Here is a 14593-nt window from a genome sequence, read left to right as displayed (position 1 = left end):
GTGTCGCCTTATTCGCCCGAATGCAATCTGGGAGCGGTTGTTCAGGGCGTCGATCCCGCCGACGAGCGGGTTAATTCCGCCTCACTCAGCCGGGCATCGGCCAGCCCGGCAAGCGGTTGCGGATGGCCAATGCAGTAACCCTGGGCGTAGTCGAGCCCCAGGGCGCGCACGCAGTCCAGGGTGGTCTGGGTTTCGACGAACTCGGCCACGGTGCTCAGGCCCAGCTGGCGGGCGATCTGTTGCATCGAGCCGACCATGGCCTGGTTGATCGGGTCTTTCTCCAGACCGCGAATAAAGCTGCCGTCGATTTTTACGATATCCAGCGGCAGGTGGCGCAGGTAGGCGTAGGAGGCGAAGCCGCTGCCGAAGTCATCCAGCGCCACTTTCAGGCCCAGGCTGCGCAGTTGCTTGATCCACTGCGACGACACGCCCAGCTCGCCCAAGGCGACCATTTCGGTTACTTCAATGCACAGCTTGTGCGCGGGTAGGTTGTGTCGCAGCAGCTCACTGTGGAGCATCTCGTGGAAGTGCGCGTTAAGCAGCGAGGTGGCGGTCAGGTTGAAGTTCACCTGGGCCAGTTGCTGTACGTGCCTCGGATTGTCTGCCAGCCATTGCAGCAGGCGCATCACCACCCAGCGGTCGATAGCCCCAAGAAAGCCATAGCGCTCGGCAGCGCCGAGGAACTGCCCAGGGCTGACCCACTCGCCGCTGTGCGGGTCGCGGTAACGCAGCAGCACTTCATAGCGCAGGCCATCGCTGGCGTTCTGCAGCGCCACTACCGGCTGGTAGAACAACTCGAAATGGCCCAGCTCGATGGCCTCACGCAGGCGCGTGATCCATTGCAGCTGGCGCTGATGCTCCAGCAACACACCATCGGCCGGGTTGAACTGCTGCACGCGGTTACGGCCCAGATGTTTGGCCAGCTGGCTCGCGCTGTCGGCCCAGTTCAGTGCGGTTTCCCAGTCGCTGACGCCGCTGTCCAGCTCCAGCATGCCGATGCTGACCTGCACGCGGAATGGCCGCCCCTGCCAATTGAAGACGAATTGCTCGACGCAGAGGCGCAGGCTTTCGGCATGTTCCAGGGCTGCTTCGTTATTGATTTCACGCAGTAGCACGGCGAATTCGTCGCCACCGATGCGCGCCAGTTCGGCATGCCGTGGCAGGTGATGCAGCAGGTGGCTGGACAGCTGGCGCAGCAGCTGATCACCCGCCGAATGCCCGCAGAGGTCATTAACCTGTTTGAACTGATCCAGATCCAGGCACAGCATATGGCTGTAGCGCGGCTTGTTCTGGCCCTTGAGGCTTTCGCGCAACAGGCGCTCCAACTCACGGCGATTAAGCAGACCGGTCAGCGAATCATGGGCAGCCAGGTACTGCAGGCGCTCTTCCAGGGCGCGGCGCTCGCTGAGGTCGACCACGATGCCTTCGATGCAATCCTGGGTCGGCCGCAGGTGCAGTGATAGATAGACCCAATGGCTTTGCCCATCGAGCCCGTGAACCTGGCACTCCTGACTGATCGCTGGCTGCTCGTTATGCAGCTGCGCCACCTGCTTGGCCCATTGCTCGGCGCCCAATAGCTGCTGCATGGACGGCGCACTACTGTCCTGCTCAAGCCCCAACAGCGCGGCAAAACTCGGGTTGGTCTCAAGCAACGTGCCACTGCGGGTACAGCGGAAAATCCCCTCGCCACTGCTGCTGAACAGCGCCTGATATTGCTCCAGATTACCCAGCGCCTGGGCTTTGCTACGCAGCAGGGCACGGCGAATCTGCTCCAGCTGTTTATCAAGAATGCCGCCAAACAGCAGCATGCTCAGCACCGGCAGGTAGGCATGCATGTAATTGAAGCCCGGCGGCAGCGGAATCACCCCGCTGCGCCCCAACGGCACCAGCAACATCAGCAGCAGCGCCGAACTCCAGCACAGCAGGTAGCCGATGGCGTATGGCCGGCGCTGGCGCACGCCGAGGATCAGCAGCAACAGCTGGAACGCTCCGTTGAGCAGGATCAGCACGTTCAGCGTCTGGTAGGCGCGGAAGTGACCGTAGCTGAGCATGGTCCAGCCGCACACCAGCAGAGTCACGGCAAATAGCGCGTTGCGCAGATGACGCACGCGGCCCAGCGCAAGCTTCAGCGCACTGGCGAGAAACAGGCTGCTGAAGATCAGCATGCCGGGGTTGGCCAAGTTGGCCAGCTGGGTCGACAGCCATACCCACTGCGGTGCCAGCAGGCTGGTAACGCCATGCAGGCTAGCGTTGTACAGCGTCACACTGGCCACTGTCAGGCAGAACCACACCAACTGCGTCTCGCGCAGGGCGCTGTATTTCACTAGAAAGAACAGCGTCAGGCTGAGCAACGCACCCAGCAGCAGGCCGCTGCGCATCCAGTGCTCGGCCAGCAGCAGCGGGCTTTGCTCGGCCGCCACCAGCTGCATCGGCACACTCACCGCCGAGCCGCTTTGCACCCGCAGCAACAGGGTGTGCGGGCCTTCGCCGAGGCGCGGCAGGTTAAGCAGAAAGTGCGGCGATGGCGCGCCACGCAGAAGAAAATCGCGGTGGTCGCCGCTGTAGAACGGCGCGATCAGCCGTTCGCGGTCATACAGCCAGACTTCGATGTCGTCGAGAAAGGGCCGGTCGATGATCAGATCGAGGCGTTCGGCCACCGGCGCATCGAGGCGAAACGCCAGCCACCAGGCACTGGCCGAGTAACCCAGGCGCGGCACACCATCAACTAGCTTGCCCTCGCTGGCAATGCGCTGCTGCACCTCGCCGGCAGTCAGGTTGCCACTGGGGTCTTCCAGCACCAGGCTGGCGGGCACCTCAACCGGTTGCTTGAGCTGCTCGCTGCTCAGTGCCAGCAATGGCAGCTCGGCGTGCACCTGGGCGCTGCCCAGTGCAAAGCAGAGCAGCACAGCCAGCAGTGAAAGGTTGAGCAGACGGAACATCCTGTCGCCTCAATAAACTACGAGGTGCGCCAAGGCTCAGGGTGAACACCGCCCGCCGGTTCGGCGAGTTGACGCTCGGGAATTCTAGCTGAGAACGGGGGATTTGATTGCGCTGACGGTCTCACTCAGCTCCAGCAGCAGGCCGGTAATTTGCTCGGCACTCATGTTGAAGGGGTCGAAACGATCGCTGGCCGAATACTTCAGAAACAGCTCGCGGTTGGCCTGCTTGGCCCCGGCCCAGCCCATGCTCCAGTTGCTGTAGCGGCGCATGCTGATTTCCGCATAGTCGAGGATGGTCAGGTCTTTGTGCCGAGTGTCATCCGCCAGGCGGTTGTACAGGGCGTTTACTTCTGCACGCGGGCCTTCCAGCGCCTGCAGAAAGATATCGGCGTTGCAGCAGAGTATCCCGGTCAGCCCTTTACCTGGATTGTTGCGCTGCGAGCTGTCGAGAATCTCGCGGATCAGCTCGGAAGAAACACCATGACTGGCACGGCTAGCATAGGTAAGGCGGACTAACATAAACAGATCCTCGCAGGCGGCGGGCAGGGTAATAGCTGCAGATTCTGCATTATCTGTATAAGATTTGTATAACTAATTACGTAACATTCTTCTGCCTGCGCGCGTAACAAAAGCCCTCGGCCACTCTCTATAGTGACTACTTAGCGGCTGACTCGCTCAGCTGGCGCACCAGCACCAAGGAAACAGACACCGTGCATGCCATGCTTCCCTTGCTCGACCAACTGGCTTTTCCGGCAATCCGCCGGGGCCAGCTGGAAGCGCTGCAAATCAACCTGACCTACCGCTGCAACCAGCGCTGCCTGCATTGCCACGTCAATGCCGGGCCGACCCGCACCGAGGCCATGACTGACGAGAGCTTGGCCCTGCTGCATCAGGTGATTGACGCGCACCCGGTGCACACCCTCGACCTCACCGGCGGCGCACCAGAGATGCACCCGCGTTTTCGCGAGATCGTGCTGCACGCGCGCCGTGAAGGCCTGCGGGTGATTGACCGCTGCAACCTGACCATCCTCAGCGAGCCGGGTTATGAGGACCTGGCGCAGTTTCTCGCCGAGCAGGGCGTCGAAGTCAGCGCCTCCTTGCCCTGTTATTCACGCGATAACGTCGATAAGCAGCGCGGCGATGGCGTATTCGACGCCAGCATCAAGGGCCTGCAACAGCTCAATGCCCTGGGCTACGGCCAGCCCGGTAGCGGCTTGATCCTCAATCTGGTGTACAACCCCCAGGGGCCGAGCCTGCCACCACCGCAGGCGGCGCTGGAAGCCGATTACAAACGCCACCTGGCTGAGGACTTCGGCATCGTCTTCAACCACCTGCTGACCATCACCAACCAGCCGATTGCGCGCTTTGGCAGCACCCTGGTCAGCAAAGGCCAGTTTAACGATTACATGCAGCTGCTGCGTGACAGTTACAGGCCGGAAAACCTCGAGCCGCTGATGTGCCGCAGCCTGGTCAGTGTCGACTGGCAGGGCTATCTGTACGACTGCGACTTCAATCAAATGCTCGATCTGCCGCTGCCGCTGCCTGAGGTGATTGGTCGTGATCGGCCGCACCAGCGTGATCTGCTCAACGCATCGCTGGCGGGCAATTGCATCGTGACCCGTGATCACTGCTTTGCCTGCACCGCAGGGCAAGGCTCCAGCTGCGGTGGTGCGCTTAATGATTAACCGACCAGGCGTGCAGGCCGGCGCTGTACCCGTCAATTAAGGATTGATCCATGCAACCCACCAGTATCACCGGGCTGTTCTTCTGGGGCTTTCTGCTGGCTTACGGCGCGCTAATGCTGGCCTTGTCGCCGCGCGCGGTAACCCTGGGCGGCTTCTTTAATGGCGAGGACGGTCAGGGCCGCAGCGCGTCACCCTGGCTGATCACCTCCAGCATTTTTATCAGCTGGATCTTCGCCAAATCGGTGACCAACGCCGCCAATCTGGGGGCGACTTACGGCCTTGTCGGCGGCTTGGCCTATGCCATGTACTGGCTGTCGATCCCGCTCACCGGCTTTGTCATCTACCGCCTGCGCCGGCGCTATGCGGCGACTGGTCTGGTGAGCTTTTTGAGCAGCCATTACGGCCGTGGCGCGGCGCTGGCGTTTTCGGCGGCGATTCTGATCCGCCTGTTTAGCGTGAAAGAATCCATCTGACAGACGAGCGCGAACCTGCCGGACACCAGCAAAAAAACACTCGGGGGTGGTTTAGCTCGGCAGGTAGCCGAACTTCTCCAGTGCCCTGAGCCAGCGAGCTGAATTGCGTTTGACCGACAAGGCTTCATAGTCCAGGGCGCTGTCCCGGTAGTGTTCGCGCCGCTTGAGCATGTAGTAGACGGTACGTAGCAGTTTGTGAGCCAAGGCGATGATCGCGCGCTTGTAGCCACGTCGAATCACCAGTGCCTGGAACTTGGTTTTGAATACCGATGCAGTGCGGCTGGCCGAGTGCGAGAATTCGCATAACAACCGCCGCACATGAGCATTGCCCTTACGTATCTTTCCAGGTTTGTGTTTACCTGCAGACTCGTTGTTGCCTGGACAGATGCCCACCCAGGAGGCTAATCGATCAGCGCTACCAAAGGCGTCCATGTCACTGCCGATCTCAACGATGAGTAGCGCCGCGCCGATCAAGTCAACGCCGGGCAGGGTCTGCAAAAGAGACAGGGCATTGCGCTCGCTATCGAGTTCGCTGAGCAGGCGGGCTTCGAAACGGGAAATCCGCGCTTCAAGCTCTTCAATGTGCTGCATCAACTCGTCGAGCACAAAACAGTGGCTGGCCGTCGGTTCTCCTTGCAGCGCCTCGAACAGCTCTTCACGGCTGGCCTTCAGGCGGCGCGTGGCGAACTTGAGCACTTCGTGTACGGGCTGACCCGCAATGATCGCCTTGACCATGGCCCGCGCAGAACGCCCATGCAGGTCGCTCACCACGACGCCGAGACGCACCCCGCTGTCGCTCAACACCTTGTGCAAGCGGTTCTTCTCCGAGGCCAACTGGCTGACCAGCTTCTGCCGCTGCCTGGCAATCAGGCGCAACTCGCGCAGCTTGGCCGGCGGCACAAACGAGCCACGCAAGAGCCCAGCGCGCGCCAGGATCGCCAGCCAGTGAGCATCGGCTATGTCCGTTTTGCGCCCAGGTACATTTTTGACATGCCGAGCATTGACCACCTTGGCCCTGATACCCACCGCTTCCAGGGCCGCATAGGGGCTCTTCCAGTAAACGCCGGTGCTCTCCATCACCACATCGTCCGGCTGCAGAGCCGCTACCCACTCGGCCAGCGCCCGACGATCACGCTTGAACGCGCCAAACTGACGGTGCTCGACTGTGATGCGACCATCCGTCTCTTCAATCACCGCGCAGGCAGTGATCTGGGCCTGATGCACATCCAGTCCAACCACACGTTTATAAAGGGCAATCAATTCCATACCCCACCCCTCTGCTGTCTACACTCAAGATCGGGAAGGTGGCGGTGATCGAACTGAATGAGCCTGAAGGGAACAAGTCCCCAACGGCCTATTTAGCGTTCGCTCTCGAAAGAGGCAATCCGGGGTACGAGTCAGTTCGCTGGATCATGTTAACGACGGGGTGTCTCCGCCAAAAAAACTAGCGACCTCTCACCGCCACCTTCCCTATCTATAGCTCTCTTTCATCATCAGGGGTGGCGGGGCTGCCATGACTGTTAACGAGGTGTGGAGCAATACGGCGGTAGTCGGCGGTTACTACGGCGACTCCGGCAGCATCGAATTTATCGGCGCCGCTCTGCTGTTTACCGCCGTAACCCTGGCCTACAGCCTGCGCGACGGCCTGCGTAGCTCAATCCTCACCGATGCAGCGCAGGCGGCGATCTTCGTGATTGCCCTGGTTTGGGTGCTCGGCCTGGTGCTGCCGCAGCATTCGCCAAGTGAACTGGCCAGCACCAGCAATTGGGCGCTGAATGCCGGGGTGGATTTGCTGCTGGTCGCCGGCCTGCAGGCCTTTAGCTACGGCTTCCATGACCCAGTGCTGACTGATCGCGGCTTTATCAGCGAAGAGAAGACCATGCGTCGCTCCTTTGTGATCGCCGGCATTCTCGGCTTTATCGCCATCCTGGCCTTTAGCCTGATCGGCGTGCACGCCCAGCTGGTGGGCATCGCCGCCTCCGATAACGTACCCGCCGCCCTGGCCAAGAGCCTGGGCATCGGCGCGCTGCTGGTGATGACAGTGGTGATGGTTTCGGCTGCCGGTTCTACCCTGGATTCGACCTTCTCCAGCCTGGCCAAGCTGGCCGGGCGCGAGCTGCCGAAACTGGCCAGCCGTGACCTCGGGCAGAAAGCCATAGGCGTGGGCATGGCAGTGATGGTGGTGTTCGCCCTGCTCGGCAACCTGCCGATGATCGCCGGCACCGACATTCTCAAGGCCACCACCATCAGCGGCACCATGGTCATCGGTCTGGCCCCGGTGTTTGTCCTGCACGGACTGACCAGGCCGACGCGGCTGGGCTTTCACCTGAGTTTCTGGACTGGCCTGGGCCTGGGTGTGGCTCTGACCCTGGGCTGGATTCCGCAGAGTTGGGCCATCGGCGACGGCAAATATGCGCTGCTGCTCGGCACTAACCTCTATGGCCTGGGGCTCTGCGTGTTGGGTTATCTGCTGCCGGGCTGGCTGCTTACCGCCAAGCGAGGCGATGCCTGATGCGCGCCGGCCGCGACTGCCCGCTGGATTACCGCCTGGCCCAGGATGCGTTCAGTGGCGAGCCACTGTTCGACTGCGACGTGCTCTATGTGGTCGGCGGCCTGTATGGCAATCGCCAGGCCCTGGCGGCGTTAGAGCGGCGCCTGGCTGCCGAGCCCAATGCGCGGGTGGTGTTTAACGGTGATGCGCACTGGTTTGACCGCGACAGCGAAATCTTCCAGCACATCGAAGAAGGCCTGAGCCCGCACCTGGCCTTGCGCGGCAATGTCGAAACCGAGCTGGGCCGCGCCGATGCCAGCGGTGCCGGTTGCGGCTGTGCTTATCCAATGACGGTGGATGAAGCAGTGGTCGAGCGCTCCAATGCCATCCAGCAGAAATTGAACCAAACTGTAAAAGGCTTGCCGGGAATGGCCGAGCGCCTGGCCGCACGCCCGAGCACCGCGCTGGTCAGCGTAGCCGGGCAGCGCGTGGCGATCAGCCATGGCGACGAGCAATCCCTGGCCGGCTGGAACTGCTCGCGGGAATCCCTCAGCGAACCGGCACGCCAGCAGCAGCTGGATGCCTGGTTCGCCGCACATAAAGTGCAGGTATTGGCCACCAGCCATAGCTGCTCGGCCGTGGCGCTGAACCTTGAGCACGGCGCACTAATCAATAACGGCGCGGCCGGGCTGCCGAACTTTGCCGGCGGCCATTATGGCCTGCTGAGCCGTATCGCCAGCACGCCACACCCGGCAGCGCTGTACCGCTGCCAGCGCGATGGTTTGTTTGTCGAAGCCTTGGCGCTGAACTACGACCACACTGCTTTTCTCGCCGACTTCGACCGCCAGTGGCCTGCCGATAGCCCGGCGGCGTTGTCCTATCGTTCCCGTATTCTTGGCGCTGTGACGGATCAACCGAGCCACGCCATGTTGGCTGGTTTCAGCCTGTGCCAAAGCCTGTGCGCTCTGGAGGCGCTGACTGATGAATAGCCGCAAACTCGCCCTGATGGGCTTGATCCTCGCGCTGCTAGGCAGCTTCTTTGTCTTTGATATTGGCCAGTACCTCAACTTGGACGCGCTTAAGGCGCAACAGACAGCACTGAATGCTCAGGTAGCCGCGCAGCCCTGGCTGGCGGCTGGGGTGTTCTTCCTGGCCTATGTGGCGGTCACGGCGCTGTCCTTACCCGGCGCGGCGCTGATGACCCTGCTGGCCGGTGCGCTGTTCGGCTTGCTCGAAGGCTTTGTGCTGGTGTCGTTCGCCTCGACCCTAGGCGCCAACCTGGCCATGCTTAGCAGTCGTTTTCTGCTGCGCGATTGGGTGCAGACGCGTTTTGGCCAGCGACTGGCGGGCATCGATGCGGGCATCGAGCGCGAAGGCGCGTTCTATTCAAGGTGGATTACCGGGTGATCCCGCACTGCACCTTCACCGATCCAGAAGTGGCGCGTGTCGGCCTCTCGGAAACAGAAGCGCAGGCACAAGGCATCGTTTACGAGGTGACGCGCTACGGTATCGACGACCTTGATCGCGCGATTGCCGATGAAGCGGCCCACGGCTTTGTCAAAGTGCTCACCGTACCGGGCAAGGATAAAATTCTCGGTGTGAGCATCGTCGGCGAACACGCCGGCGAACTGCTGGCCGAATATGTGCTGGCGATAAAACATAACCTCGGACTCAATAAAATACTCGGCACCATCCACAGCTACCCGACCATGGCCGAGGCCAATAAATACGCCGCTGGGGAGTGGAAGCGCGCGCACGCACCGCAAGGATTATTACGCCTGGTCGAGCGTTTTCATAACTGGCGCAGAAGCTGATGCGCGCCCTGCTAATCACCCTGCTGCTGACCGCGCCACTGGCCCAGGCCGATAACCAACTAACACCCTGGACAGCCGGTCCGCCCAGCGGTGAATGGTCGACGCCCTGGAAGCTGGCGGACATTCCCAAGCTCAAACCGTCGCAACGCAGCCTGGTCGAGCAGGACGGTCAGCAGGTGCTGCGGATCAAGGCCGATGCCGCCGCCGGTGGCCTGCTGCATCCGCTGGATCTACCCGGCGCTCAGCCCTGGCAACTGAGCTGGCAGTGGCGCACTGAGCACAAACTGGAGCAGGCGCGCTTCGCCACCCGCGAAGGCGACGACTACGCCGCCCGGGTCTATGTGCTGCTGGATTACCCGTTGGATTCCCTGAGCTTTGTCACCCGGCAGAAGCTGCGCCTGGCGCGCACCTTTTTCGACCCCGAGCTGCCGGCGGCGACCCTCAGCTACGTCTGGGATAACCGTGCCGCACCCGGCACTCAGGCCCGCAGCGCCTACACCGAAACGGTGGAGATGATGGTGCTGCGCGGCCCACAAGCGCCGCTGGGACAGTGGCTGGAAGAATCGCGCGACCTGCGCAGCGACGCCATCGCCGCCTTTGGCAGCGCACCGCGCAAGATCCTCGGCGTGGTGTTTGCCGCCGACAGCGACAACACCGGTGAATCGGTCGAGAGCTACTTCGCCGCGCCGCAGTTGCGCGGCAAACCCTGACAGACGGCCGCGCAAGTCCGTACCATAGCCGCACATCGTTTGACCCATGGGTACATGCGTTTGAGCAATCACTATGACCTGCTATTGATTGGCGCCGGCCACGCCCACCTCGGCGTGCTGCGGCGCTGGGCCTTGGTTGAGCGGCCACCGGGGCGGATTGCCCTGCTCAGCGCCGGACCGGTGGCCTGGTATTCCGGCATGTTACCGGGGCTGTTGGCGGGGCGGCATCGGCCAGAGGATTGTCAGGTAGAGCTGCAGGCGTTGTGCCGCGCGGCCAAGGTCGAGTTGGTCATCAGCCCGGTGGAGAGCCTGTCCGCTGCCCAGCAACAAGTGCAACTGGCCAATGGGCAAACCCTCAGCGCCAGCTGGCTGTCACTGAATGTCGGCGCGCACGTTTCTGCACCAACGCAGCAGGGCGATGCCATGCAGCTGTTGGCGGTAAAGCCCTTCGCGGAATTTCTTGAGGGCTGGCAACGCTGGCAGGCTGAGCCGCAGCCTCTGGCGATTCTCGGCGGCGGCGCGGCGGGGGTTGAGCTGGCACTGGCCTTGGCCGGAAAGGTGCCGCAGCTGGCGCTGTTCTGCGCCGGCCATCTGCTCGATGGGTTATCAGCTGGCGTACGCTTGCGTGCCCTCGGTCATCTGCGCCAACGCGGCGTGTGGGTGCGTGAGGATTGCCCGATCAGCCGCATCGACAACGACTGCCTGTTCAGCGGCGACGAGCCGGTCTGGCGTGGCCGGCGCCTGTTGCTTGCCAGCGGCGCCAAGGCCTTTGCCTGGCCGGCGCACAGCGGGCTTGGCTGCGATGAGCAGGGCTTTGTGCTGATCGCGCCAACACTGCAGAGCTACACCCACCCGACCATTTTCGCCGTGGGCGACTGCGCCAGCCTACCCGGCGCGCGCAAGAGCGGGGTGTATTCGGTACGCCAGGGTCCGGTGCTTGCCACTAACCTGAATGCCGCGCTGCGTGGCCTGCCACTCAAGCGCTACCGTCCGCAACGGCAGAGCCTGGCCCTGCTGGCCACCGGCGACGGTGGCGCACTGCTGGACTGGCATGGCCACAGTGCCGGCGGGCGCTTCTATGGCCGCTGGAAAGATTTTCTCGACAAGGGTTTTATTCAACGCCATCGCTTATAAACGCTGATCCACCTGCGACCAAAGTGCCATGGCCGAATGCCGCCATGGGTGCTCGAATCAACCTCCCATCAAAGGTTGGCCGCAGGGAGCCTCACCCGCTATGGTCTATAGATTCGCCGACAGTGGCCGATTGCCTACCCAAGCATCTGCAGCTGCACGCACACCGGCTTCAGCAGGCATGGCCCGCCCACTCCACGGCGGCGCGCCACAGGCAGTTTCTGGTGGTGGTTCGACCAGAATAAAAATAATGAGGTTTGTCATGCGCTCTGCGTTTATTACCTATCCCAAGGCCTGCCTGCTGCATGCCATCGGGCTGGCCGGTTTGATGGTGATGTACCAGCAGATTCAGCTGCCGTGGTTTATCAGCATTCCGTCCTTTTTGCTGCTAGCCCTTTGGCCGTGGCTCGGGCCCTGGCAGCGCCAGCATGAGGCGCTACCTTCACCGGCCGAAGCACCGACCACCGCCTTCAGCAGCCTGAGCCAGAGCCTGTCGCGGCACACCTGCCACAATGCCCTGTCCGCCGCCGAAGTGGCACATGCAGCGCAGCAACTGGCCGACAAGCTGCAATCGCAGCTGGGCGCCACCGAGCAGATCAACCAAGCCGCCGAGGCCATCACCCACACCGAACAAGGCAACGCCCAACGCGCCGAGCAAACCCTGCTGGCGGCGCAGAGCGTGCGGCAGAACAGCAGCAACGGGCAGCAGGAGTTGCGTCAGGCGATAGACGCCATGCAACACCTGAGCACCCAGACCGCCACCAGCCGCGAGCTGATTGACGGCCTCAGTAGCCGCACCGAGCAGATCGAGAAAGTCACCCAGGTGATCCAGTCGATTGCCAGCCAGACCAACTTGCTGGCGCTGAATGCCGCCATCGAAGCAGCCCGCGCCGGCGATCTGGGGCGCGGCTTCGCCGTGGTCGCCGATGAGGTGCGCAACCTCGCCGGGCGCACCAGCAGCGCCACCGAAGAGGTTGGGCAGATCGTCAGCGATATCCGCCAGCAGAGCGCGGCGGTGGTCAGCCATATGCAGCAACAGGCCGAGCAGCTAACCCTGGCCGCGCAGCAGGTCGAGCACACTGGCGAGCAATTGCAGGGGATTGCCGAACTGGCGGTGGACGTGGAGAACCAGGTCAGCCAGATCGACAGCGGCACCCGGCAGAACCACGAACGCCTGGCCGAACTGTCCGTAGCGGTCGGCCAGCTGCGCAGCGATGTCAGCGACAGCGAAGGGCAGACCCGTCAGCTCAGCAGCGCAGCCGAACGTTTAGTCGCGCAGGCCGAAAGCGTCAGCGAACAGCTCGCCGAGGTCGGCCTGGATGACTACCACCAGCGCATCTACGACCTGGCCCGCAGCGCGGCGGCGCAGATTGCCGCGCAGTTCGAGGCGGACCTGCACAGCGGCCGCATCAGCGCCAGCGACCTGTTCGACCGCCACTACCAGCCGATCCCCAATAGCTTCCCGGCCAAGTACAAGACGCGCTTCGACAGCTATGCCGATCAGGTGCTGCCGGCGATTCAGGAGCCGTTGCTCAGCCAGCACGAAGGCCTGGTCTTCGCCATCGCCTGCACCGCCGAAGGCTATGTGCCAACCCATAACAAAGCATTCAACCACGCCCCCACAGGCGACCGCGCCGTGGACACCCTGAAAAGCCGCAGCAAACGCCTGTTCAATGACCGCACCGGCATCCGCTGCGGCAGCCACCAGAAGTCAGTCTTGCTACAGACCTATATGCGCGATACCGGCGAACTGATGCACGATCTGTCGGTGCCGATCATGCTCCAGGGCCGGCATTGGGGCGGGCTGCGCCTGGGTTACAAGCCGGAGCCTTGATCAGCCCCTTATGCCTGGCCTTGATAGGCACCATCACGACGTTCGAATTATCGCCAGCAGCCAACGTGCGTAAGCTACGCGCCTGTTTGCTCATCACGGCCTGCGCCTCAAGGAATACACCATGAATATCCTGATCGTATTGACCTCTCACGACCAACTGGGCAACACCGGACACAAAACCGGCTTCTGGCTGGAGGAATTCGCCTCGCCTTATTACGTATTCAAGGATGCCGGCGCGCAGCTAACCCTGGCCTCGCCCAAAGGCGGCCAGCCGCCGCTGGACCCGAAAAGCGATGAGCCGGATGCACAAACCGCCGCTACCGAGCGCTTCCGCGCTGATCCGGCGGCGCAGCACGCGCTCGCCAACACCCTGCCGCTGACCCAGATCAACGCCGATGACTACGACGCAGTGTTCTATCCCGGCGGCCACGGCCCGCTCTGGGATCTGGCCGAAGACCCGGCCTCAATTGCCCTGATCGAACGCTTCCAGGCACAGAACAAACCGGTAGCGGCGGTCTGCCACGCTCCGGGTGTGCTGCGTCATGTCAAAGCGGCCAACGGGCTGCCGCTGGTCAGCGGCAAGAAAGTCACCGGCTTTAGCAACAGTGAAGAGGCTGCGGTACAGCTGACCGACGTGGTGCCATTCCTGGTGCAAGATATGCTCATCGCCAACGGTGGTCATTACACCAGCACGAACGATTGGCAGAGCCATGTAGCGGTTGATGGCTTGCTTATCACTGGGCAAAACCCGGGCTCATCGGATGCCACCGCCGAAGCGCTGATTCACCTGCTCAAGCAGGCCTGAATCGCACGGGGTGAAGGGGTGTGAGCATGCAACTGAATGCCGACTTTACTCAGCGCGCCCTTATTCGGCCGGCCGACAGCCCTTGGCTGGCCTCGCCCATGCCCGGTGTGGAACGGCGCATGCTGGACCGCGTCGGTGATGAAGTGGCGCGCGCCACCAGTATCGTGCGCTACGCAGCAGGGTCACACTTCAGCGAGCATCACCACCCCGGCGGCGAGGAGTTTCTCGTGCTCGACGGGGTGTTCTCCGATGAACGCGGTGATTACCCCGCCGGCACCTATGTACGTAATCCAATTGGTAGCCATCACGCGCCCTTCAGCCGTGAAGGCTGCACCATCTTCGTCAAACTAATGCAGTTTGATCAGGCCGATAATCAGCTTGTGGTGATCGACAGCACACAGGCGCAATGGCGGCCCGGCATGGTGTCGGGCTTGCAGGTTTTGCCGTTGCACCAGCACGGTACTGAGCACGTAGCGCTGGTGCGTTGGGCACCCGGCACCACCTTCAATGCGCACCGGCACTGGGGCGGCGAAGAAATCCTGGTGCTCGAAGGTACCTTTCAGGATGAGGTCGGCGACTACCCCACCGGCACCTGGCTGCGCAGCCCGCACTTGTCACAGCACACGCCGTTCAGCGAAGCAGGCTGCCTGATCTGGGTGAAGACCGGGCATTTACCGGCCTAGCAGTCCGTTGGAAAACGTAGGCGAGGCA

The 14593-nt window shown here is 62.3% G+C and carries 13 protein-coding genes and 1 pseudogene; 11 read left to right on the top strand and 3 right to left on the bottom strand.

Annotated elements, in window-relative coordinates:
• Positions 1 to 41: 41 nt before the first annotated feature.
• Positions 42 to 2939 carry an EAL domain-containing protein gene (locus AC0T4W_RS21650; protein WP_476322680.1) on the bottom strand — a complete coding sequence of 966 codons (2898 nt, stop codon included), beginning with the start codon at positions 2937 to 2939 and terminating at the stop codon, positions 42 to 44.
• 84 nt (positions 2940 to 3023) lie between these two features.
• A complete protein-coding gene (locus AC0T4W_RS21645) occupies positions 3024 to 3458 on the bottom strand; it encodes a BLUF domain-containing protein (protein ID WP_476322677.1) in 435 nt (144 codons plus the stop codon).
• A 200-nt stretch (positions 3459 to 3658) separates the two neighbouring features.
• On the opposite strand from AC0T4W_RS21645, the gene arsS reads away from it, so the two are divergent.
• Both arsS and AC0T4W_RS21635 read left to right on the top strand, forming a co-directional pair.
• On the top strand, positions 3659 to 4624 hold the full coding sequence (gene arsS, locus AC0T4W_RS21640; RefSeq protein WP_476323834.1) for an arsenosugar biosynthesis radical SAM (seleno)protein ArsS: 966 nt from the start codon (positions 3659 to 3661) through the stop codon (positions 4622 to 4624).
• A gap of 50 nt (positions 4625 to 4674) precedes the next feature.
• On the top strand, positions 4675 to 5097 hold the full coding sequence (locus AC0T4W_RS21635) for a hypothetical protein (protein ID WP_476322674.1): 423 nt from the start codon (positions 4675 to 4677) through the stop codon (positions 5095 to 5097).
• Between the two features lie 51 nt (positions 5098 to 5148).
• On the opposite strand, the gene AC0T4W_RS21630 is transcribed toward AC0T4W_RS21635, so the two are convergent.
• The gene (locus AC0T4W_RS21630; protein ID WP_476316702.1) at positions 5149 to 6363 is read right to left on the bottom strand and encodes an IS110 family RNA-guided transposase; all 1215 of its coding nucleotides are present in this window, start codon (positions 6361 to 6363) and stop codon (positions 5149 to 5151) included.
• A gap of 247 nt (positions 6364 to 6610) precedes the next feature.
• Between AC0T4W_RS21630 and AC0T4W_RS21625 the strand changes: the two genes are divergently transcribed.
• The 9 genes and pseudogenes from AC0T4W_RS21625 (at position 6611) to AC0T4W_RS21585 (ending at position 14565) form a co-directional block, all read left to right on the top strand.
• On the top strand, positions 6611 to 7609 hold the full coding sequence (locus tag AC0T4W_RS21625; RefSeq protein ID WP_476322671.1) for a sodium:solute symporter: 999 nt from the start codon (positions 6611 to 6613) through the stop codon (positions 7607 to 7609).
• Positions 7609 to 8577, top strand: a complete 969-nt coding sequence (locus AC0T4W_RS21620; protein ID WP_476322669.1) for a hypothetical protein — start codon at positions 7609 to 7611, stop codon at positions 8575 to 8577. Before AC0T4W_RS21625 ends, AC0T4W_RS21620 begins: the two co-directional genes overlap by 1 nt.
• Positions 8570 to 8995 (top strand): TVP38/TMEM64 family protein, encoded by a 426-nt coding sequence (locus AC0T4W_RS21615; RefSeq protein WP_476322666.1) that lies wholly within the window; start codon positions 8570 to 8572, stop codon positions 8993 to 8995. Before AC0T4W_RS21620 ends, AC0T4W_RS21615 begins: the two co-directional genes overlap by 8 nt.
• Positions 8974 to 9402 (top strand): annotated as a pseudogene (locus AC0T4W_RS21610) (pyridine nucleotide-disulfide oxidoreductase); the annotation flags it as partial. The gene AC0T4W_RS21615 and the pseudogene AC0T4W_RS21610, both read left to right, overlap by 22 nt.
• The gene (locus AC0T4W_RS21605; RefSeq protein WP_476322663.1) at positions 9402 to 10112 is read left to right on the top strand and encodes a DUF3047 domain-containing protein; all 711 of its coding nucleotides are present in this window, start codon (positions 9402 to 9404) and stop codon (positions 10110 to 10112) included. The pseudogene AC0T4W_RS21610 and the gene AC0T4W_RS21605, both read left to right, overlap by 1 nt.
• A 60-nt stretch (positions 10113 to 10172) precedes the next feature.
• Positions 10173 to 11246, top strand: a complete 1074-nt coding sequence (locus AC0T4W_RS21600; protein ID WP_476322660.1) for an FAD-dependent oxidoreductase — start codon at positions 10173 to 10175, stop codon at positions 11244 to 11246.
• A 28-nt stretch (positions 11247 to 11274) separates the two neighbouring features.
• Positions 11275 to 13077, top strand: coding sequence for a methyl-accepting chemotaxis protein (locus tag AC0T4W_RS21595; RefSeq protein ID WP_476322657.1), 1803 nt, complete (start codon positions 11275 to 11277; stop codon positions 13075 to 13077).
• A gap of 121 nt (positions 13078 to 13198) precedes the next feature.
• On the top strand, positions 13199 to 13882 hold the full coding sequence (locus AC0T4W_RS21590) for a type 1 glutamine amidotransferase domain-containing protein (RefSeq protein WP_476322654.1): 684 nt from the start codon (positions 13199 to 13201) through the stop codon (positions 13880 to 13882).
• 26 nt (positions 13883 to 13908) lie between these two features.
• On the top strand, positions 13909 to 14565 hold the full coding sequence (locus AC0T4W_RS21585; RefSeq protein WP_476322651.1) for a cupin domain-containing protein: 657 nt from the start codon (positions 13909 to 13911) through the stop codon (positions 14563 to 14565).
• The last annotated feature ends 28 nt before the right edge of the window (positions 14566 to 14593 follow it).

The sequence above is a fragment of the Pseudomonas sp. C7.1 genome, assembly GCF_056312395.1.
The sequence above is the reverse complement of the archived record's forward strand: the minus strand, read 5'-3'. Positions and strand labels throughout refer to the sequence as shown.

Excerpts from the sequence above, each read along its gene's own strand:
- AC0T4W_RS21650 (WP_476322680.1), bottom strand. The coding sequence starts at position 2,939 with ATGTTCCGTCTGCTCAACCTTTCACTGCTGGCTGTGCTGCTCTGCTTT.
- AC0T4W_RS21645 (WP_476322677.1), bottom strand. The coding sequence starts at position 3,458 with ATGTTAGTCCGCCTTACCTATGCTAGCCGTGCCAGTCATGGTGTTTCT.
- arsS (WP_476323834.1), top strand. The coding sequence starts at position 3,659 with ATGCTTCCCTTGCTCGACCAACTGGCTTTTCCGGCAATCCGCCGGGGC.
- AC0T4W_RS21635 (WP_476322674.1), top strand. The coding sequence starts at position 4,675 with ATGCAACCCACCAGTATCACCGGGCTGTTCTTCTGGGGCTTTCTGCTG.
- AC0T4W_RS21630 (WP_476316702.1), bottom strand. The coding sequence starts at position 6,363 with ATGGAATTGATTGCCCTTTATAAACGTGTGGTTGGACTGGATGTGCAT.
- AC0T4W_RS21625 (WP_476322671.1), top strand. The coding sequence starts at position 6,611 with ATGACTGTTAACGAGGTGTGGAGCAATACGGCGGTAGTCGGCGGTTAC.
- AC0T4W_RS21620 (WP_476322669.1), top strand. The coding sequence starts at position 7,609 with ATGCGCGCCGGCCGCGACTGCCCGCTGGATTACCGCCTGGCCCAGGAT.
- AC0T4W_RS21615 (WP_476322666.1), top strand. The coding sequence starts at position 8,570 with ATGAATAGCCGCAAACTCGCCCTGATGGGCTTGATCCTCGCGCTGCTA.
- AC0T4W_RS21605 (WP_476322663.1), top strand. The coding sequence starts at position 9,402 with ATGCGCGCCCTGCTAATCACCCTGCTGCTGACCGCGCCACTGGCCCAG.
- AC0T4W_RS21595 (WP_476322657.1), top strand. The coding sequence starts at position 11,275 with ATGGCCGAATGCCGCCATGGGTGCTCGAATCAACCTCCCATCAAAGGT.
- AC0T4W_RS21590 (WP_476322654.1), top strand. The coding sequence starts at position 13,199 with ATGAATATCCTGATCGTATTGACCTCTCACGACCAACTGGGCAACACC.
- AC0T4W_RS21585 (WP_476322651.1), top strand. The coding sequence starts at position 13,909 with ATGCAACTGAATGCCGACTTTACTCAGCGCGCCCTTATTCGGCCGGCC.